Here is an 18,673-nt window from a genome sequence, read left to right as displayed (position 1 = left end):
TAAATCGCTATGGGCATCGCGCAGTAAGTCGATGGCCGACCTTGGTCTTTGTCGTCTCGGCGCGCGAGCCAATCGCTCGGCGCCGTTGCCGTTCGATGGCTGCATCACGCCGCGGGTGCAGCGGCGGCCGCGGCCATGCGGCCCGCGAGCTCGCGATCCAGATCCAGCATTGCGGACGGATCGCTTTTCACCATATTGAACTTGGCGACGATCTCGCGCGCTGTGCGCTCTTCTTCCACTTGCTCGGTGATGAACCACTGCAACTCGACCAGCGCGGCGAACGCTTTTTCCTTGAACGCGAGTTCATAAAGCGTGTTGATCCGCTCGCTGACGTGAATTTCCTGTTCGAGCGCGGATTCAAACACTTCGACGACCGAGTTAAAATCACCGCGCGGCGCCGTGATTTGCTTGAGCATGACCTTCGAGTTCCGATCCTGCATGAACCGAAAAATCTTCATCCCGTGGCCGTACTCCTCCTGGCTCTGCACCTGGAGCCAGTGCGCGCAGCCGAGGAAGTTCTGCCGCTCACAGTAGGCGGACATGGCCAAGTAGTTGTACGAAGAACCCAGCTCCGTGTTGATCTGGTCGTTGAGCGCATCTTGCACGGTTTGGCTGAGCATGGCGGGAACCTTTCGCGTATTCGCAAGGAAATTTCGGTGTTCAGGACAAGTCGCAAGAACTCGCGCGACGTCCGGATTCTAGCCGACAAGCGGCGCGAGGGAAGGGCGACATGCCGAGGCTGTGCGAACAAGTCGCAAAAAACCTCCTGCCAGGAGAATGAGTCTCAATTCGTGGGCACTTTCCGCCTGCTCCGGCCGAGCTCTGTGACCTCGGCCAGAGCAGGCGTCGCCACTACTCCGCTTTCAACTGCTCAAAATAATCCATCATCCTGCCATACAGCCGCTGCGTTACGATCGGGTCAGGCGTCATGTGGGTCAGCCCGCGCAATGGCAGGAAATCAAACTCCTGGCCGGCGCGAAACAAGGCGTCGGTGAGCTTGACGCTGTGCTGAAAATAGACGTTGTCGTCGGCCGTTCCATGGACCAGGAGCAGTTTTCCGGAGAGTTTGTCGGCGTAGGTCAATACGTTGCTGACGCGATACGCCTCGGGGTTTTCGTCCGGCAGTCCAAGATAACGCTCCGTGTAGTGCGTATCGTAGTCGGCCCAATCGACAACAGGCGCCCCGGCGACGCCGACTTGAAAAACCTCCGGCCGTTGCAAGAGCGCCATCGCCGTGAAGTACCCGCCAAACGACCAGCCGTAGATGCCGACGCGCCTCAGGTCCATTTCGGGGTAGCGCGCCGCGAGCGCTTCGAGTCCGCGAACCTGATCGGCGAGCGGCAAGGTAATAAAATCGCCGCGAATGGCGCGCTCGTATATGCGTCCGCGGGCAGGCGTGCCGCGTCCGTCAATTGAGACGACGATGAAGCCGTGATCCGCAATCCATTGATCGAACACGTACTTCGCGGAATTCGCCACCACGGTCTGCGCATGCGGGCCGCCATAGACGCTGACAATCACCGGGTAACGAAGCGCTGCATCGAACTCTCTCGGGCGCACCACGGCTGCGTGCAACTCCGGATCCTGTCCGACGCGCGTCAGCTCGACGTTCGGCACAAACCCCGGTGATTCGGCGAGCTGTGCGAGTGAGCCGACGAACTCTCCGTCGCCTTTTTCCACATCAAATCTTCGTTCACCCTTTAGATTCGCCGAGACGCGCACGGCGAGGCCGCCGCGGTCCGACCAGATGCCGGCATGGTTTCCGGCGCCGTCCGTGATACGTTCCGCGCGCGGATGCTGAGCGTCGAGTGAGACGCGAAACAAGTGTTGCTCGGTCGGATTCTCGCCGCCCAAGACGATGGCTTCGCGACGTTCCTCTAGAACGGCGATGAGCTCGCGATAGTTCAACTCCAATCCCGTGAGCGGCCCCAGCAGATTGCCGTCGCGATTGCGCAGTTCAAGTTGCCACGCGCCGTTGCGTTCGGTGCTCCAGAGGAAATGCTTTCCTTGATCGATCCACCGCGGCAATCCGAGGTCGAGGTTCAGCCAGGCTTCATCTTTTTCACGTAGCAGCTCGTGCGTGGTTGACGATCCCTCGTCGACGGTCAGCACCAGCTCTTCGGTCTGCCGGCGATTCTGCACGACGATCGTCAGCGGCGCGCCTTCATCCCATGTCGCGGCCGCCAAATACGGATAGGCCTCGCGGTCCCATTCAATCCAACGCGTGTCGCCTCCGGACGCCGGAATAACTCCCAAGCGAACCGCCGCGTTCGCCATGCCAGGACGCGGATAGCGCCAAGGCTCCGGCGCCTTGCCGGGGTTTGCCGGGTCGGCAATAAACAGTTCTTCCACATTGGCGACGTCGGTTTCCTGATAGGCGATAAATTTGCCGTCCGGGGACCACCAGTAGCCGTGCATGCGGCTCATTTCTTCCTGCGCGACGAACTCGGCGAGCCCGTGCGTCAACGTCTCCGTCGCGCCGGTTGTCAGGCGACGCTCCGCGCCGCTGGCCACGTCGATCACGTAGAGGTCGCCATTTCGCACACATGTCACGGAGCGACCGTCCGGCGAAAACTGCGGATCAATCGGGTAGCCGCCTTCGCTCTTCAATTCTTTGGTCGCCCCGTTGGCTCGTTCAACGACATACAGGCGCCCGGACAGTGGTACGAGTACCAGCGCGCCGTCCTTCGAGAGATCGAACGAAGCGATGCCGCGCGCGGCGAGCCGCATCCGTTCGCGCCGCGCTTTTTCCTCCGCGGTCAGCGATTCGTCCGCGCCGCCGAGAAGCTGATCCGACGTGAGCAACACCCGCTCCGCGCCGGTGCGGGCGTCCCAGCTATACAGATCTCGCACGAAACTCCGCGGCCCTGAGCGCAGAAACAACACGGCGTCGTCCGTCGACGGCACGGCAATGGCCGCAGGCAGCCCATGCGTGAAGCGGTAGGTCTCGGCGTAACGCTTGAGGAAGTCGTCGTCCATCGTTGCTTCGTCCGCAAATAAGTTTGTGGGCGCGCCGCCAATAACGATGGCGCACATCGTGAAATAACTGACGAGGATTGAAGCGCGAATTCGATTCAGCGGAGCGAAACATCGCATAGAGTGGCTCATGATTTCAAGGCAGATTGCTTCGCCGCTAGTAGAACGCAACATCACTGGATCGGGCAAGTCAGAGCAATTGGCTTCGACGGGGCGAATCAGTGTTCGACTGTGGGAGGCGTCTCCGACGCCGATGCGAGCGGCGCGAGCTTGGTCAATCGGGCCTTTCGCGCGGAAATCGCCAAATCCATCGGCGTCGGAGACGCCTCCCACAGCCGACCAGAATAGCTTAGCAACCAGTGGCCCTGCATTTCGCTCTGAGCGACACGTTTGAGCTACGTCCCGCGCGTGAACCCGAACCATTCGATATGTTTGCGGGGGCAATAGCGGAGACCATGCTGAGCGCAATACGCTTCGAGCCAGTCGGCGCGAACGGCCAACTCTTCGACCGTCGTTCCTTGCGGCATCAGCAGCACACGGGAGCGGTCGATTTCGGGAATTTCCGTCAAATACGCCTCGACATCCTCGCAATCGGCCGGGGCGTCGATCACGAATTTGAGCTGGTAGGAGTGCTGGGCTATGAGTCGCCGGACGACATCCGGCGCGTGCCGATCGCGCTCATGGCGGACATGCCAGCGGGCGTCGCGCTCTTGGCTCGGAGTCGAGTTCGCCCGCTTGGGGCTGATCGACATCAGGTCGCAATCGACGGGCAAAAAGAGCGTGCCGGCGGTTTCGATGGTGATCTGCTTGCGGAGCGCGCGCAGCTCCGCGGTCAGCGGCGAGAGCTCGGCGTGCAACATCGGCTCCCCGCCTGTGATGACGACGTCTTCGACGTCACGCCATTCCGTGGCGCGGTCGAGGACCTCCGCGACGCTCTGCTCTTCCCCCTCCGGCGCCCAGGACGTGTAGGGCGTGTCACAGAACCAGCAGCGCAAATTGCAGCCGCTGGTGCGGATGAAGATGCTTTCGCGGCCAGTCAGCAAGCCCTCGCCTTGAATCGAAGCGTAGATTTCGGCGATGCGCATGATGAACGGCGGCCGTGCTCCGACTAGCGGGCCGACGCCGCGGTCGTATCGATGACCTCCCAGTGGCCATGCTCCTGGCTGGCGCGCCAGAGATCGCCAACGTCGCCGTTCAACAGTTCCGCGCGGAACATGCTGGCCAGCGGCTCCGGCGCGACGAGCGCCACGATGTCATCCTTGTGTTTGCGAGCGATTTTTTGCAACGCCGTCGCCACGCGCTGCCGCGCTTCGGTGACGGTCTCGCCGTTCGGCGGGCGCACGCATTCCGGCTGCTCCTGCCATTGCCGGTAAACCCTCGGCTGGCAGCGCCGGACTTCGTCGATCAACATGCCCTGCCACAAACCGTGGTTCAGGTTGCGCATGTTGTCCATTTCTTTCAACTTGGCCCCCAGCGCAGTCGCCAGGGCCTCGGCGGTTTGACGGGCCGCCGCGCATTCGCAGGTGTAAATGACCTTGATGCCCTGATGCTTCAATTCATCAATGGCGCGGGCAACCTCGTGATTGCCTTGCTCGTTCAGCGGGATATCGAGATCGCCCTGAATACGTCCCTGCGCGTCGTAATCCGTCGATCCCGGACGGACCAGAATGAACTGTGTCATGGCTGGCGCCAAATTACCTCCCAGTGGTGGTGAAAGCCGTGCGCGCCCGCTCTTCGAGCTGGCTCACGCTGACGGCATAGTCGGGCGTGCCAAAAATGGCCGACCCGACCACAAACAAATGCGCCCCCGCTTCGGCGCAACTCGCGATCGTCGACATGGCGATGCCGCCGTCGACTTCGAGCGATTGCTCGGGGCCGATGCGGTCGCTCAGGTATTTCAATTTCTCGATCGCCACGGCATTGAAGGCTTGGCCTCCAAACCCGGGCATCACGCTCATCACGAGCACGATGTCGCATAGCGGCAGATAAGGCTCGATCGCCTCGACCGGCGTATCCGGATTGAACGCCAATCCGGCAGCCGCCCCAAGGTCTTGTATCTGTTGCAAGATCGGCGCCGGATTCGGCGCAGCTTCGATATGAATGGTCAAACTGTCGGCGCCGGCGTCGCAGAACTGCGCCGCGTACCTGGCCGGCTCGGAGATCATCAAATGCACGTCCAGCGGCAGATCGGTGAGTTTACGAATCGCCTCCACCAGGGGCATTCCATAAGTGAGGTTGGGCACAAAATGACCATCCATCACGTCCAGGTGCAGGCCCCGCACGCCAGCGTCTTCCAATCGGCGCACGTCGCGCTCCAGATTGCCGAAATCGCACAGCAGCAGCGATGGCAGCACGACCGGCGCAGCGCCGCGCAATTGAACGACCGATTGACGGGAGGGCATAAAGCGAGTGCCGGAATCCTGGCCGGTGGACGCAATAATGCTCCACGCGCGGTTCGCCGGTTGGGTGAGAAGTTCGAGTCGAATTCAAACGGCTTTACGTCGACCGTTTGCCATCTAAGATGCCGCTATCCTACCGGGCGCGACACGTGACCAACTCGCACGACCGAATCGACACTTCACTTGCGGCAGCGGTAGACTTGCCGTCAAGGACAGGGTGTATTGTATCACCCACCGAAAAATCCGCCAGCGCAGAGCGAGTAATAATCAAGCGTCGCTGTATGAGCGTTCCTGATACCCAGAATTTCGGCGAAAAATGAGCATCCTAACTACTTCACGTCCAGATCCTGCGCCCTGGGCAGATCCTCCAGGCTCGCCAAACCCGCCAATTTCAGAAAGCGCCCGGTGACGGCGTATTTGGCATTGCGGCCAGCCCCCCGTTCAACGCGAAGTAGCTGGCGCCGCACGAGTTGCGCCAACAATCCGCCGCTGGGACGCCCGCGCAGGCGGCTCACCGCCTCGCCATTGAGTGGACCTTTGTAGGCCACGATGGATAGTACTTCGACGGCCGCGGTGGAAAGCCGCTTCTCGCGGTTTTGCCCCCGCACTGCCGCTCGTGTCGCCTCGAAAGCGGGGAGCAGCTCCAGCCGATAGCCCGCGGCGTCGGATGCAATGTGAAAAGGGCAGCCATTCGACGCATATTCGTCGTTCAATTCGGCCACGAAGGTTTCGATCTCCGCCGCCCTCACACCGCGCATCAGACCGGCGACACGCACCGCGCTGAGGGGAGTGCCGTCTGGGTTGCCGACAAACAGCATCGCCTCCAAAATACTGCGCGGTGTCACTTCGCACGCGTCGTCGTCGTCGGCGGCAGCGCCGGTTGGCGTTTCCGTCAAGGGAACGCTATCAGCCTGGGAAGCAACTGCCGACGGATCGCTTTGCGCTTCATACGGCTCGTCGCCGCGGCCCAGCAATTCCGCAAAGGCGGTGCTGAGATTGTCGAGCGTCATCCCTTGGTCGTCGGGCACGTCACGGAACCCAGCCAGATCGAGCGGAGAGCCGGTCTCGTTCACGTGCGGCGGTTGGTGTTCGTCAGCGGACATCGGAATACTCGCAGCAGAATTGCCACCGCACGTTATCATGCGGCGTAGCGCACGAGAATAGGAGGCGAGAAGCAATCATTGCATAAGGGTGGAAACTCGTCGCCGTTCCATTAGACTGGAAGCTCACGGGAATCGCAGCCAACTTCGCGCGGCTTGGGGGGGACGACGATGGACGAACAACCAGAGCAACAGGTCGATGAAACGCCGGCCGCGCCGGGCGAAGCGGCGGCGCCGGTGGGCATCACGAAAGAGGAATTGAAGTCGGCCTACAACGCCTTCAAGAAACGCTGGAAACTGACGGCCCTCGATCAGGAATCTCGCCTCGGGCGCAACCCGTTGACCTCCGGCCAAAAGTCGTCGATCGCCGGCATCCGGCCGCCGAATCAGTTCCCACAGGAAGTTTGGGACGAGCTGACCAAGCAGGGCCGCATCAAGTACACCGGCTCCGGGTTCTACGCGATGCCGTAGGATTTTCAGTCGCCACCATAGTCTCCTTTCGCTCCGCGAAAGGTCCGGACATTTCGCGGAGCGAAAGGAGACTATGGCCAACTATGCCGCTCAACTCGGCTCCGCCCAGACGCGCACTTCCCCGTCGTCGTCGACTTCGACGTGAATAAGGCTAGGCCGGCAGCAGACCGGGCAGTCTTCGATGTACTCCTGCTCCTCGCCCGCCGAGAGGTCGATCGGCACGACGATTTCCTCGCCGCAGGCGTCGCAGATATACGTGGCGTCGTCTTGCATCGCTTCGTCGAATTCAAGTCTCAGGGCGAAAATGTACGGCCAGCCACACGGTCGGCTGGTCCGGCGACGTCCATTCCACGCGGTGCCGGCGCCGCGCTGGGATGTGCAGATTGTCGCCGGGGCGCAGCTCGATTTCTTGGTCTTCAAAACGCAGTCGCGCCGCTCCTTGGAGCAGCACGACCCATTCGTCTTCGTCTTGGTTGTACCAAAAACCCTCGGGCGAGACGTGCCCTCGCGAGACGATGCGCTCGATGCGAACGCCGTCGCCGCGTGCGAGCACTTCTACCAACTCGGCAGGCAACGTATCCGGAACGTCGTCGAAAAGGTTACTCATCGGATTCGCCGACGAACTCAAAACGCGGCTTCGTTTCGCCGTTCACGACGACTTGTTCCAGGAACATCGCTTTGGGCCGCACCCACAGTCCGCGATCACCGTAGTCTTGGCGATAGACGACGAGTTCTTCCTCGGTCTCACTGTGCCGAGCAACGCCGAACACAATGTACTCGTTTCCTTTGTAGTGACGATAGCGACCGAGTTGCATGGGTATGCGCAGTGTCAGTGCAAGTGCGTTCTTAGTTTTCCACGAACCCAGGCGCGCGACGCCCGGGGCCGGGGCGATCGGTCAACGAATCGCCCAGATCGTTCCGCGCCAGTTCTGCATAGGCCTGCAGTTTTTCGACGACGTCCGGGTATTGCGCGGCAACGTTGCGGGTTTCGGCCACGTCGTCCACCAATTGATAGAGTTCCGGCTCGTCAATCGTGCGCAACTCGTATCGGGAAGGCGTACCGTCCCGTCCGCCTTGTCGGCCGGCTAATGCGATGTACGTGTGCGGAAAGTACAGTTTCCAATTGCCGCTCGAAACTGCCTGAAGCTCATTGTCGCGGTAGTAAAAGTACAGCGCCTCGTGCGGCGACTTCGCGTCTTTCGGTCCCGCCAGCAGCGGCCAGATATCGAGCCCATCGATTTTCGCCTTGGGCAATTCCGCGCCGGCAAGCTTGGCGACGGTCGGCAGGATGTCGATGGTCATCGCCGGTTCCGCGCAGACGCGTCCGGCGGGAATCTGCTTCGGCCACCGCGCCAAGAGCGGGACGCGGACGCCGCCCTCCCAGACGGTGCCTTTGCCTTCACGGAGTCCGCCGCTGGAGCCGGCATGATCGCCGTAACTGAGCCAGGGGCCGTTGTCGGAGGAAAACAGCACCAGCGTGCGCTCATCGAGCCCATTGCGTCGCAACGCCGCGAGGATCTCGCCGACCGACCAATCGATCTCTTCCATCACGTCGCCGAACGTGCCAACGCCCGACTTGCCTTGATAGCGATCGCTGACGTACAGCGGCACATGCACCATGCTGTGCGGGACATACAAGAAAAACGGGCGCTCGCGATTTCGATCGATGAAGCTCGTCGCGTGTTCGGTGTACCAGGTGGTGAGTTGCCGCTGGTACTTCGCCGTGACCGCCGGAATCTTGATGCGCTCGCCATCCCAGAGCGGCAAATCGGGATAGCCGATCTCCTTGTCGGGATTGGCCGCCTTCTCTGCTAAGAAGTCGGGATGGTATGGCCACATATCATTGGAATACGGCAAGCCGAAGTATTCATCGAAACCGTGCCGCGTCGGCAAGAACTGGGGCTGATGCCCGAGATGCCATTTGCCGTAGATGGCCGTAGCATAGCCGCGGGACTTAAGAACCTCGGCCAGCGTCGTCTCGCCGTCATGAATCCCAAATCGCGTCCACGGATTGAGCGCCCCATGGAAGCCGACCCGATTTGAATAACAGCCAGTCAACAGCGCGGCGCGCGATGCGGAGCAGACAGGCTGCGCCGTATAGAAACGCGTCAAGCGGGCGCCCTCGGCGGCCATGCGATCGAGATGCGGCGTGCGGTAGTCTTTCGCGCCATAGCAGCCCAAGTCGCCATAGCCGAGGTCGTCGATGTAGATCAGCACAACATTCGGCGTGGGCGCCGCCGTTGCGGCAGCGTGGCCGTACGTGGCAAGGCTCAACAAAGCAATCACTGCCCACATTGGGTGGCTGCCACGCGTGTTTGACATGAATGGGCTCCGCCTTCGTGTCCTGGATTCGATGTCGCCCAGCATACGCGAACCGGGCGGGCCGACCAAGCCGCACGATTTCCATGGCGCCGCAAACGACCAGTCAAATTGCGCAGCGATCTATTCGCATCCGCCGGAGTTTTCAGCGATAATGGACGGCAGCGAGCAGGAGCAAACAGGCACAGAGCACAGGGCAATCGTGATGAGATTTCAGGCGGCGGCGGCGGTGTTGGTCGGCCTTTGGGCAAGTGCGGCGGGGGCGCAACAAAAATCCCTGGTGATCGGCATCGACGGACTGCGGGCCGACGCGTTCGATCTGGCCAATACGCCCTTCATGGATAGCCTGATCGACGGCACGTTCGGCGCGTTTCACGGTGCGTACAGCAATCAAGCTCAGTCCGAAGACATCACCGTTTCCGGGCCGAATCACTCGAGCATGCTCACCGGCGTCCATCGCGATCGGCATGGCGTGACGGACAACTCCTACTCGGGAATCAACTTCAATCGCTTCCCGGACTATTTCACGCGGATCGAGAACGCGCATCCGGAATGGAACACGGTCCGCCTGATGACCTGGACCGACGGGCACAACGCCATGCCCACCGGCGCGGACTACGCCATCAACAGCAGCGACGCGGGAATCACCGCGCAGCTCGCGCAATTGCTCGCGGGCAATCACCCGTCGATCAGCGCCGATCCCGACGCGATTTACTTGTTTCTCGATGACGTCGATCATGCTGGCCACAGCGTCGGCTTCTGTGGCGTGCGCGCCGATTGCCCGGCGTATTTTCAGGAGATCGAACAAGTCGATGGACAAGTCGGCCAGTTAATGAACGCGCTCGCCGCGCGGCCGAATTTCGACGTGGAGGATTGGCAGATCGTCATCACTTCCGATCATGGCGGTAACCCCGACGGCGGTCACGGCGGCGGTACGCCGGAGAAGCGGACGATTCCGTTTCTGGTGAGCGGCCGCAATGTGGCGCCCGGGACGCCTTTTCCGGCGCCGCGCAATGTCGATGTGGCCAAGACCGTGCTCACGCATCTGGGCGTGGCGATCTCGAGCGATCTTGATGGACATGCCATTGGCGTTTCACCGACCGCGCCGCCCGCGGTCACGCTCGGCGCGAACCTGGTCTTCAATGGCGACGCCGAATTTGATCGCGCGATGGCCGTGCCGGGGCCGGATCAATATGCCAGCGGTTGGGTCGATCCCGACGTGGGCGGGATGACGGTGTTTCGCGGCAATCTTGCCAGCAATGTTTTCTCCGGCGGGCAGATCGGCGCGAGCGCGATGCGGCAGACGATCGACCTGGCGGCCGCGGCAACTCAAGTGGATGCCGGCGGACTGCACTATATGTTGTCCAGCGATCTGGGCGGCGTCGGTTCGGAAGCCGACAACATTGGCCTAACCGCCACGTTCATCGGCGCGAGCGGCGCCGTGCTCGGCGTCGATCAACTCGCGCCGGTGTCGGCGGCGGAACGCGGCAACGTAACGAAAACAATCGCGCGGCAATCGAGCTTCGGCGTGCCCGTCGGTACGCGAAGCGTGCAGTTGGAGTTGTCGGCTTCGCGCGTCGCCGGTTCGACCAGCGATGGCTTCGCGGACAATGTCTCGTTGGTCTTGGAAGATGGGGCATTGCCGTTTCCGTCGCGGCCGCAGTTACAGTCAGGGTTGGTCAATTATTTGCAATTTGAGAACGACTACCGCGATAGCTCGGGCAATGACAACAACGCCGCGGTCGGCGCCGGTGCGCCGCAATTCATCGGCGGGCGATTCGGCCGCGGCGTGGCGATCGACGGCGTCGGCGAGCATCTCACGCTCGGCGCGCCGGACGATCTGCAATTCGGCGAAGACGCGGATTTCACCGTGGCCTTCTGGCTGCGCAGCACCGGCAATCAAACGGGCGATCCGGCCATCATCAGCAACAAGAATTGGGATGCCGGCCTGAATCCGGGCTGGGTGATCGCCTACGAAAACAATGGCAATGACATTCAAGTCAACGTCGGCGACGGCACGCTGCGGTCCGATATCGACGACTTGGAAACGACGTCGGGCCTCTGGGAGTTCGTCGCCGTAACGTTCGATCGCGACGGCGCGATGACACTGTTCACCGACGCCGACAACGACGGCATCTTGAACAGCCTCGGCATCACCGGCGGGCAGTCCTCGCTCGCGGCGCTCGGCAATCTCGATACGCCGTTCGGCCTCGCGGTCAATATCGGCAGCGACGGCACCGGCGCCTATGCCAGCAACTTGCGGGCGGATCTCGACGACCTCGGCATCTGGCGCCGCGCCCTGAGCCGCATCGAAATCGAAATGCTCTGGAATCACGGACAAGGCGCCGAGTTGGCGACGCTGATCAGTGAGAGCCTCGTGCCGGGCGATGTGGATGGCAATGGCATCGTCGATCGCGACGACTACCTGATCTGGAACCACCACGTCGGCTACAACAACGGAGTCGGCAAAGGAACCCTCGCCACGCTGGCCCTCGGCGACGTCGATCAAGACGGCGACGTCGATTTGAATGATTTTTCGCTGATCGCCACGAATGTCTCGAACGGCGTGGCGCTGCCGGAACCGGGTGCGCTGGCGCTCGTTGGCTGTGGCGGGGCGGCATTGCTACTGTTGCGACGACATCGCCGCAAGTAGTTCGAATTTCCCCCGACAAGAAAGTCCCGGGAATCTCACTTGCAGCGTTACGACGTCTGTAGTAAATTGCCGCTTACGACGACTGTCGTAAGGAGGCCCCAGTGGCTCGAAACGGTACGAATCCGACTCCCGCCGTGCGGTTGACTCCCGCCGAGATGGAGCTGCTGCAGATACTTTGGGAGCGCGGCGCCGCAAGCCTGTCGGACGTGCATGGCGCGCTCGAACGGCCGCTCGGCTACACCACGGTGCAGACTCGGCTGAACCGGATGCAGGCCAAGGGCGTGGTCGAGCGCGGCGATGAACGCCCGGCGCTTTATCGTGCGTTGGTCGCGCCGCGCGACGTCGCGGCCGGAGACCTCAAGCTGTTGATGAAAAACGTCAGCGGGGGGAGCGTTGTCCCCTTGGTCGCACAGTTGGTCCAGGACCGACGGCTTTCCGCGGCCGAGATCGCGGAATTGAAATCGCTCATCGCCGCCGCTGAACGACGTTTGCATTAAACGACTCGTCCACCGCGAGGATTCGCCAGCATGTTCCCCGGCACTTCCGAATGGCTGCCAGCGATGGTTCGAGGCACGTTATTGCTCTCCACGGCGGCCTGCATCGTCGGCGCGCTGATTTGGGCGCTCCGCATTCGCGCCGCGAATTTGCGTTGGCGAACCTGGTTCGCCGTCCTCATTTGCGGACTTGGCTTTGTTCCTCTGACAGTGCGATTGCCGTGGCACAAGGCCAGTGTTCCGGCCGTACCGTCAACGGATCGTGTGGCCGAGATCGCGCCGCCGCGCACCGTTGAACTCAACAACTTGCTGGAGGAACAGGAGTCGCCGATCACAGATTTAGAGGACGTCACGGCGTTTGAGCCAGTCGAGGAGCCTGAGGTTCCTGCCGCGAAAGCGACCTCGCCTCTTCCTCCAATAGCAGAAACCGCACTGAACGAGCCCAAGGTTGCTTCAAGTTGGCCTCGCGCTCTGCTCGGCGTGTGGCTAGTGGGCATGATCGCCATCTTCGGCCGTGGTGTTTGGCGCTACGCGCGATTTCTGCGCTCGCTACGAAACTGCGTAGTAGCGCCACCGGAATGGGCCGGCGACTGGCGCAAACTTCTTGACGAAGCGCGCGTACGGCGCGACGTGCCATTGCTGGTTGGCCAACACTATGGCCCGGCGCTGTGCCGACTGCCGCGCGGGTACGCCCTCGTCGTGCCTCCGGCGATGTGGGAACGCACGCCAGCGGACGCGCGGGACGTGATCCTGCGGCATGAACTAGCGCACTATCTGCGCAACGACCTGACCTGGTCGCTGATCGCCCGCTGGCTGGCCGCGCCGCACTGGTTCAATCCGCTGGCACACCTCGCGGTGCGCCGCTTGGATGAAGCCAGCGAGTGGGCCTGCGACGACGCGGCCACCGGCGGCCAGGCCGATCGGCAATTGCTGCTCTCGAAAACCTTGCTCGAACTCTCCGAATCCAACGGCGCACCGGGCGCGATGCAAGCCGCCGTGAGCGGAAACGTGCTGGCCCTGCGCATTCGACGTCTACTTGAACCGACCTTGCTGAAGGAGCGAACCATGAAACGCGTGTTGGTCGCTACGGCCTCGCTGCTTTGCCTAATCGCCGCTGGCTTTCGGTTTGAGCTGGTAGCGCAGGAGACTAAGCCGCCTGTGAAAGCCGCGCCGACGTCGGAAGTTGCGACTCCGAGTTCCGAAGCGACGCCGGCTTATGTCATTGAGCCGCCGGATGTGTTGTTGATCGACTCTGTCAAGCTCGTGCCCAAGTCGCCACACAAATTGGAACCTTCGGACACCTTGTTTATCCAGGGTTCCGGGCTGTTGCCCGAATCGCCGCTCGCAGGGCAATTTGCGCTGGAACCCGGCGGGCGCGTGAGCCTCGGCGCCGAGTATGGCGCCCTCTTGCTGAATGGTCTGACGCTGGAAGAAGCGCAACAAGCGATCGTCGAACATCTACAGAAGACGGTGGGCATTCGCAGCCCGGAGATCGGCGTACGCCTAGTCTCCTCCGCTGGTGGCCCCATGATCCGCGGGGAACATCTCGTTGCGCCGGATGGCACGGTCAATTTGGGCACCTATGGTTCGGTCTTTGTAGCGGGCATGACCGTGCCCAAGGTGCGCGAAGCGATCGAAGCACACCTTGCGAAGCAAGCCGATCAGGTCGCGATTTCGGTCGATGTACTCAAATACAATAGCAAGTTCTGCTATATCATCCTGGAAGATGACGCATCCGGCGACCAGGTCGTCAAGCTGCCAATGATCGGCAACGAAGCCGTGCTGGACGCTTTCGCCTTGGCCACGGAGAACACGGACGTGCGAATTGGCCCGCGCACCGAGGTTTGGATTGCCCGCGCCGGAAACAACGGCTCGGACCAAATCCTGCGCGTGGAACTGCGCAAGATCATGCGCGGAGATGCTTCCGCCACAAACTTCCGACTCAAGCCCAACGACCGGATGGTGATCTCGCAGCCGCTCAAGAAATGATTCTCAGTAATGGGCGACCTCCCATGACTCGTGCCTACGCCATGCTCAACCAGGCGCTTTCAGCGACAAGTCAACTCTGGCATTCCCCGCCCTGGCAGGCCGGGTTTTATGCCGAGGTGCGGGGGCATTCTCTGCGCGACCGCATTGGGCGGTTGCTGGAACCCACTTCTCCGAAGGAGCGGAAAATGAAACGTGGATTGTTGACGCTGGCGCTCGCGTGTTGCCTGGCGACTGGGCTGTTGCGGTTCGAGCTGGTGGCGCAAGAGCCGTCTTCGACGCCGTCGAGCACGGTCAAGAAGCCCCCGGCCGTCTCGCGGGAGTTGTTGCGCTACGACGGCAAGTCGTTCGATGAATGGCGCGGCCTGCTGCAAACCGAGCTTAGCCCCGAGCGGCGGCAAGTGGCCGTCGAGGCGATCGCCGATCTGGGCCGGCAGGGCTACGATCGCGAAGCCGCGGAAGCGCTCGTCCAGATGCTCAAAGCGCACGCGGACGACCTCGGTGCCAGCAAGGCGAAGAATGCCTTGTTCAACAGCATTAGCGCCGGCATCAGACGGCTGGATTCCGAAATGACTGTGGCATTGCTGGCCGAGGTGATCCGACAGGGCGAAGAAAAGGAACAGGAAGCGGCCATTAGCATTTGCCATGGAATGGGTACTCGGGCGAAGGCTGCCGGACCGGCGCTCCTGGACGCCGCCTCAGATACGAATCGCTCGACCATTGTGCGGTACCGGGCCCTGTTTTGCGCCACGGACGTCGATCGCGACGCCGAACGGCTGCCGGCAGTGTTTCAAGAGTCACTCGATCCCGCCAAGTCATCGCTCGAACTGCGCGGCCACACGCTCGACATCGTCTGGGCGCGTATCAACGCAGTCGATGCGGGGGACTTGCCGGCGAAGCTGTTCCCGTTGGTGGTTCCTTGCCTGGACGACCAAGACGAAAACATTCGCGAATCGGCGATCAACATCCTGGCTGCGTCCGGGCAGCACATCGCGGGAGTGCTGCCCGAGTTGATGGAGCCGCTTCACCGGCTCGATCCGGAAATCGCAGCCATGAAGAATGAAACCGAATCCGACCGCGCTGCACGAGCGGAGCAACGGGCGGCATCGCGCCCACTGTACGACGATCGCTATCAAATCCTCGTCGAACACGCGGGCTTGCATTCTTCGGCGCCCTTGCGCGATTGTTTTGCAACGTTGAAGTCGGTGGAGCGACCATTCGTGCTGGAGGTGCTGGGCAGCGTCATCGAATACAAGCACGATCGCAGCGAGCTGCGCGACCTTGACAGCTTTTTCGCGGGCCTCGCTGAGGACGAAAACAGCGGTGTCGCCACTGCATCGAGCACTTATCGAAAAAAGGTCACTGAGCGACTCGTAGAAATCGGCACGAATGGCGAACGGGACGTGTTCGAGAAGCTCAAGGCAGCGAAACAACAACGCGAGCGTGATTCCGCGCGGCGCACGCGGTAGGATGGGTGCGCTTCGGCGGAAACCCCTGGTCGGTGAGCTTCAAGGCCGCGTTGACGACGCTCGACGAACTCCTGCCGCTTTTACACGCGGTCTCGACTGACGCCTGGTATGAAACCTTGCTGACCAGCGTCTGACAGCACGTTGTTGGCAACCGGCCCAATCGTTTCGAACCAAAACGGATCGAACGCCGACCAAAACCGTTCGAACTTTTCCAACCCCACGCCAAATCGAAAAACTCCGCCTGGCGGCGTGAGTTGCGCGGGCTAAGTGCCATTCGTGCGTGACCTACGACACTACATCTCCGTCCAACCCAAGTACGCAAAAAAGTTCATCAACCAAGGATGCGTCCAAGGATTCCACGTCGGGTAGCTCACCGAGATCGCCGAGAGCGCGAGGAGCGTTCCGGCCATCGCGCGACGCCAGCGCGCGTCGGCGCACCAATCTGCCGCCGGCAAGAGGCCGATCAGCCATAGCGGGGCTAACCAGAACACCCAGCGGAAACCGCTCGTTGAGCCGCCGTAGTTGCGGTCTTTCAACGGGAGCGAGAGGAAGAAGGCGATGCAGATGATCGACAGCGCTGCGATGAACGCGACGAGCCATTTTTTGCCGCCGTAGTCCTCGCGCGCCAAGAGCACGAGGCCTGGAATCGTCAGCAACCAGATCGGCGTCAACGAAAAAATGCCGTGATGGCCGACGAGAGCGTTCAACGCGTAGATCTTCGGATCATCTTCGCCCTGGTCAATTTTGCTGCGAGATTCGCGCTGCGACCAGTAACTCTCACGCACCCGCCCCTCGCGCGTGTATTCGTAGTCGTACCAGTTGTTGTCCGCAGCCCGCTGGCCGTAGGGGATGATCAACGTGCCATGGGCCGCATAATTCGTGCCGAAATACGCGACCGCCACGAGTAGCGCGGCGGGCGTGGCGGCGACGAGTGTTTCGCGCGGCCAGCGGATCAGAAAGGCCAAGCCGAGCAAGCCAAGAAACGCCGCCGCCGGCAATTCGTTGGCAGCCGTGAAGGCGGCGAACAAGCCGACCAGCGCGAAGCGCCACCATTCGCGACGCTCGTCGTACCAAATCGGAAAACACGCCGCGAGGCAGCATATCGCGCTCGCAGCCGCGATCAGGTGATTGTTGATCACCACCGTGAACGTCGTCAGCAACGTGCCGAACGCGGCGCTCGCCACCATGAAGATGCGGCCGAAATCGGTCGTGCCGAATCGCTCGGCCGCGCAGGCCAGGCACACCAGCATCGTCGCGAATGCGAGGCCGTTGATGGTGATCACCATGAACCGGCCGATTTCATACGGATGCGTGCCGAGCGTTTTCCCAGTGAGCTTGTGAATCAGCCAGTATTCGCCTGCCATCATGGTGGAAAAAAGCGGCGGCTTGCTGGAATACAGCTTGCCCTGATCGGCCGGGTACGCCGCGCGGCCCTGTTCGTCATGCTTGACCATGTCGATGGTGTCCCAGGTCGGTTCCTGGATCACCTCGTCGATCGCGTAGGTGCCATGCTCCACGAGCGCGCGGACCGTACACCAGCGACTGCGATCGTTGGCGCTCAGGAAAGGGCGCTGCATCCGCCGTTTGTCCTGCACTACTGCGGCATATTCCGCCAATGCGGCCGTGAGCGCATCGCCGGTCAATCCATCGGCTTCCAACGCCTTTTTCTTGTCGGCGACAGTGCGATCGATGACGTTTTTTTCCAGCCGCACAAAATCGACAGAGTTGACCGCCAGGATCCGCCCCGCGGCGTTGCCGAGCGCGATGGCAATCAGCAGGCCGTAAATCGCGCGGCGCAGCGTCGCGCGCGAGTCGTCCCTATCCGTGGCTGCCGTCATGCTGGGCGTCTCGCGCGTCGAAGGCGCCGAGCGTCCGCTCGGCGATGGAATACGTATCGGCGTCGCGCCCATGATAAGCCGTGATCAACTCCGCCAACAGGCCGATGGACAGCATCTGCCCGCCGATCAACAGCGCGCCCAGGGCGTAGTACATTAGCGGCCGATCGTGCAGATGCACGTCGTCCATCGGCGTGAGCCGGGAGATCACCCACAGCGCCGCCAGATACCCCAGCGCCGCGAGCCCGAAGGCGAGCGAGCCCAGTGCCAAAGTTCCCAGCACGTGCTGCGGGCGCTGTCCGTAGCCCGTGAGGAACTTAACGGTCAGCAAATCGAGGAAGCCTTTGACGATCCGGCTGACGCCGTACTTGCTGTGGCCGAATTGGCGCGGACGGTGATTGATCGCGATCTCGCCCACGCGAAACCCGCGGGCATGGGCCAGCACCGGCACGAAGCGATGCAACTCGCCATACAGCCGGATTTCGCCCAGCACTTCGCGGCGATAGCACTTCATCCCGCAGTTGTGGTCGTGCAAACGGACGCCGGTCAGCCAGCCGACCAGCCAATTGAACACCCGCGAAGGCCCGACCTTGTGCCAGGGATCGTGCCGGATTTTTTTCCAGCCGCTGACGACGTCGAAGCCCTTGTCCAACTCGTCCAGAAAGCGGGGAAGCTCGCGCGGATCGTCCTGCAGGTCGGCGTCGAGGGTCGCGACAATGTCGCCATTGGCGGACTCGAAGCCCGCGGCCAGCGCGGCCGCTTTGCCGAAATTCCGCCGAAAGCGAATGCCGCGCACGCGTGTATCGGCCCGGGCGAGGCGAGAAATTTCCCCCCAGGAACCGTCGGTCGAGCCATCGTCGATGAACACGATTTCCAGGTCGAACTTGCGATCCGCCGCCACGGCCACGAGTTGCGCATGCAATTCGGCCAGGCTTTCGGACTCGTTGAAGACCGGAATCACCGCGGAGAGC

18 protein-coding genes are annotated in these 18,673 nt (G+C 61.8%); 6 read left to right on the top strand and 12 right to left on the bottom strand.

Annotated elements, in window-relative coordinates:
* Nucleotides 1-104 precede the first annotated feature (104 nt).
* From SGJ19_17755 to SGJ19_17730, 6 genes are all read right to left on the bottom strand, one after another.
* Nucleotides 105-620 carry a ferritin gene (locus SGJ19_17755; protein MDZ4782096.1) on the bottom strand — a complete coding sequence of 172 codons (516 nt, stop codon included), beginning with the start codon at nt 618-620 and terminating at the stop codon, nt 105-107.
* 232 nt (nt 621-852) lie between these two features.
* The gene (locus SGJ19_17750; protein ID MDZ4782095.1) at nt 853-2,979 is read right to left on the bottom strand and encodes a DPP IV N-terminal domain-containing protein; all 2,127 of its coding nucleotides are present in this window, start codon (nt 2,977-2,979) and stop codon (nt 853-855) included.
* Between the two features lie 392 nt (nt 2,980-3,371).
* Nucleotides 3,372-4,061, bottom strand: coding sequence for a 7-carboxy-7-deazaguanine synthase QueE (locus SGJ19_17745; GenBank protein MDZ4782094.1), 690 nt, complete (start codon nt 4,059-4,061; stop codon nt 3,372-3,374).
* 23 nt (nt 4,062-4,084) lie between these two features.
* Nucleotides 4,085-4,657: a histidine phosphatase family protein gene (locus SGJ19_17740; GenBank protein ID MDZ4782093.1), complete on the bottom strand. Its 573-nt coding sequence runs from the start codon at nt 4,655-4,657 to the stop codon at nt 4,085-4,087.
* A gap of 13 nt (nt 4,658-4,670) precedes the next feature.
* Nucleotides 4,671-5,378, bottom strand: a complete 708-nt coding sequence (rpe, locus tag SGJ19_17735) for a ribulose-phosphate 3-epimerase (GenBank protein ID MDZ4782092.1) — start codon at nt 5,376-5,378, stop codon at nt 4,671-4,673.
* A gap of 326 nt (nt 5,379-5,704) precedes the next feature.
* Entirely contained in the window at nt 5,705-6,478 is a 774-nt protein-coding gene (locus SGJ19_17730) for an SMC-Scp complex subunit ScpB (GenBank protein ID MDZ4782091.1), read from the bottom strand.
* Between the two features lie 168 nt (nt 6,479-6,646).
* On the opposite strand from SGJ19_17730, the gene SGJ19_17725 reads away from it, so the two are divergent.
* Complete coding sequence (locus tag SGJ19_17725; protein ID MDZ4782090.1) at nt 6,647-6,946, top strand: hypothetical protein; 300 nt, start codon at nt 6,647-6,649, stop codon at nt 6,944-6,946.
* Between the two features lie 90 nt (nt 6,947-7,036).
* On the opposite strand, the gene SGJ19_17720 is transcribed toward SGJ19_17725, so the two are convergent.
* From SGJ19_17720 to SGJ19_17705, 4 genes are read right to left on the bottom strand one after another with little or no spacing between them, the layout of a single operon-like run.
* A complete protein-coding gene (locus tag SGJ19_17720; GenBank protein MDZ4782089.1) occupies nt 7,037-7,219 on the bottom strand; it encodes a CPXCG motif-containing cysteine-rich protein in 183 nt (60 codons plus the stop codon).
* Between the two features lie 13 nt (nt 7,220-7,232).
* Entirely contained in the window at nt 7,233-7,553 is a 321-nt protein-coding gene (locus SGJ19_17715) for a cupin domain-containing protein (GenBank protein MDZ4782088.1), read from the bottom strand.
* A complete protein-coding gene (locus SGJ19_17710) occupies nt 7,546-7,761 on the bottom strand; it encodes a DUF1653 domain-containing protein (protein ID MDZ4782087.1) in 216 nt (71 codons plus the stop codon). Before SGJ19_17710 ends, SGJ19_17715 begins: the two co-directional genes overlap by 8 nt.
* A 31-nt stretch (nt 7,762-7,792) precedes the next feature.
* A complete protein-coding gene (locus SGJ19_17705) occupies nt 7,793-9,268 on the bottom strand; it encodes a sulfatase (protein MDZ4782086.1) in 1,476 nt (491 codons plus the stop codon).
* 31 nt (nt 9,269-9,299) lie between these two features.
* On the opposite strand from SGJ19_17705, the gene SGJ19_17700 reads away from it, so the two are divergent.
* The 5 genes from SGJ19_17700 to SGJ19_17680 all read left to right on the top strand — a co-directional run bounded on the left by SGJ19_17700 (nt 9,300) and on the right by SGJ19_17680 (nt 16,001).
* Complete coding sequence (locus SGJ19_17700) at nt 9,300-11,918, top strand: alkaline phosphatase family protein (protein ID MDZ4782085.1); 2,619 nt, start codon at nt 9,300-9,302, stop codon at nt 11,916-11,918.
* Nucleotides 11,919-12,019: 101 nt separating this feature from the next.
* Nucleotides 12,020-12,415, top strand: a complete 396-nt coding sequence (locus SGJ19_17695) for a BlaI/MecI/CopY family transcriptional regulator (GenBank protein ID MDZ4782084.1) — start codon at nt 12,020-12,022, stop codon at nt 12,413-12,415.
* Between the two features lie 30 nt (nt 12,416-12,445).
* Nucleotides 12,446-14,401, top strand: a complete 1,956-nt coding sequence (locus SGJ19_17690) for a M56 family metallopeptidase (GenBank protein ID MDZ4782083.1) — start codon at nt 12,446-12,448, stop codon at nt 14,399-14,401.
* 23 nt (nt 14,402-14,424) lie between these two features.
* Nucleotides 14,425-15,867 carry a hypothetical protein gene (locus tag SGJ19_17685; GenBank protein ID MDZ4782082.1) on the top strand — a complete coding sequence of 481 codons (1,443 nt, stop codon included), beginning with the start codon at nt 14,425-14,427 and terminating at the stop codon, nt 15,865-15,867.
* A 5-nt stretch (nt 15,868-15,872) separates the two neighbouring features.
* Nucleotides 15,873-16,001 carry a hypothetical protein gene (locus SGJ19_17680; protein MDZ4782081.1) on the top strand — a complete coding sequence of 43 codons (129 nt, stop codon included), beginning with the start codon at nt 15,873-15,875 and terminating at the stop codon, nt 15,999-16,001.
* A gap of 159 nt (nt 16,002-16,160) precedes the next feature.
* Here the strand turns inward: SGJ19_17680 and SGJ19_17675 are convergent, their stop codons facing one another.
* A complete protein-coding gene (locus SGJ19_17675; GenBank protein MDZ4782080.1) occupies nt 16,161-17,705 on the bottom strand; it encodes a hypothetical protein in 1,545 nt (514 codons plus the stop codon).
* Nucleotides 17,686-18,673 (bottom strand): glycosyltransferase family 2 protein (locus tag SGJ19_17670; GenBank protein ID MDZ4782079.1); only part of this gene is annotated, 988 nt, incomplete at its 5' end. The genes SGJ19_17670 and SGJ19_17675, both read right to left, overlap by 20 nt.

Source organism: Planctomycetia bacterium, from assembly GCA_034440135.1.
GTDB lineage: Bacteria > Planctomycetota > Planctomycetia > Pirellulales > JALHLM01 > JALHLM01.
This window is presented reverse-complemented; position numbering and strand designations above follow the sequence as displayed.

What these genes read in the sequence shown, in the direction of transcription:
- SGJ19_17705 (MDZ4782086.1), bottom strand. Translation starts at nt 9,268, where the DNA reads ATGTCAAACACGCGTGGCAGCCACCCAATGTGGGCAGTGATTGCTTTG.
- rpe (MDZ4782092.1), bottom strand. Translation starts at nt 5,378, where the DNA reads ATGCCCTCCCGTCAATCGGTCGTTCAATTGCGCGGCGCTGCGCCGGTC.
- SGJ19_17740 (MDZ4782093.1), bottom strand. Translation starts at nt 4,657, where the DNA reads ATGACACAGTTCATTCTGGTCCGTCCGGGATCGACGGATTACGACGCG.
- SGJ19_17690 (MDZ4782083.1), top strand. Translation starts at nt 12,446, where the DNA reads ATGTTCCCCGGCACTTCCGAATGGCTGCCAGCGATGGTTCGAGGCACG.
- SGJ19_17730 (MDZ4782091.1), bottom strand. Translation starts at nt 6,478, where the DNA reads ATGTCCGCTGACGAACACCAACCGCCGCACGTGAACGAGACCGGCTCT.
- SGJ19_17720 (MDZ4782089.1), bottom strand. Translation starts at nt 7,219, where the DNA reads ATGCAAGACGACGCCACGTATATCTGCGACGCCTGCGGCGAGGAAATC.
- SGJ19_17755 (MDZ4782096.1), bottom strand. Translation starts at nt 620, where the DNA reads ATGCTCAGCCAAACCGTGCAAGATGCGCTCAACGACCAGATCAACACG.
- SGJ19_17700 (MDZ4782085.1), top strand. Translation starts at nt 9,300, where the DNA reads ATGTCGCCCAGCATACGCGAACCGGGCGGGCCGACCAAGCCGCACGAT.
- SGJ19_17685 (MDZ4782082.1), top strand. Translation starts at nt 14,425, where the DNA reads ATGACTCGTGCCTACGCCATGCTCAACCAGGCGCTTTCAGCGACAAGT.
- SGJ19_17725 (MDZ4782090.1), top strand. Translation starts at nt 6,647, where the DNA reads ATGGACGAACAACCAGAGCAACAGGTCGATGAAACGCCGGCCGCGCCG.
- SGJ19_17715 (MDZ4782088.1), bottom strand. Translation starts at nt 7,553, where the DNA reads ATGAGTAACCTTTTCGACGACGTTCCGGATACGTTGCCTGCCGAGTTG.
- SGJ19_17710 (MDZ4782087.1), bottom strand. Translation starts at nt 7,761, where the DNA reads ATGCAACTCGGTCGCTATCGTCACTACAAAGGAAACGAGTACATTGTG.
- SGJ19_17675 (MDZ4782080.1), bottom strand. Translation starts at nt 17,705, where the DNA reads ATGACGGCAGCCACGGATAGGGACGACTCGCGCGCGACGCTGCGCCGC.
- SGJ19_17745 (MDZ4782094.1), bottom strand. Translation starts at nt 4,061, where the DNA reads ATGCGCATCGCCGAAATCTACGCTTCGATTCAAGGCGAGGGCTTGCTG.
- SGJ19_17750 (MDZ4782095.1), bottom strand. Translation starts at nt 2,979, where the DNA reads ATGGACGACGACTTCCTCAAGCGTTACGCCGAGACCTACCGCTTCACG.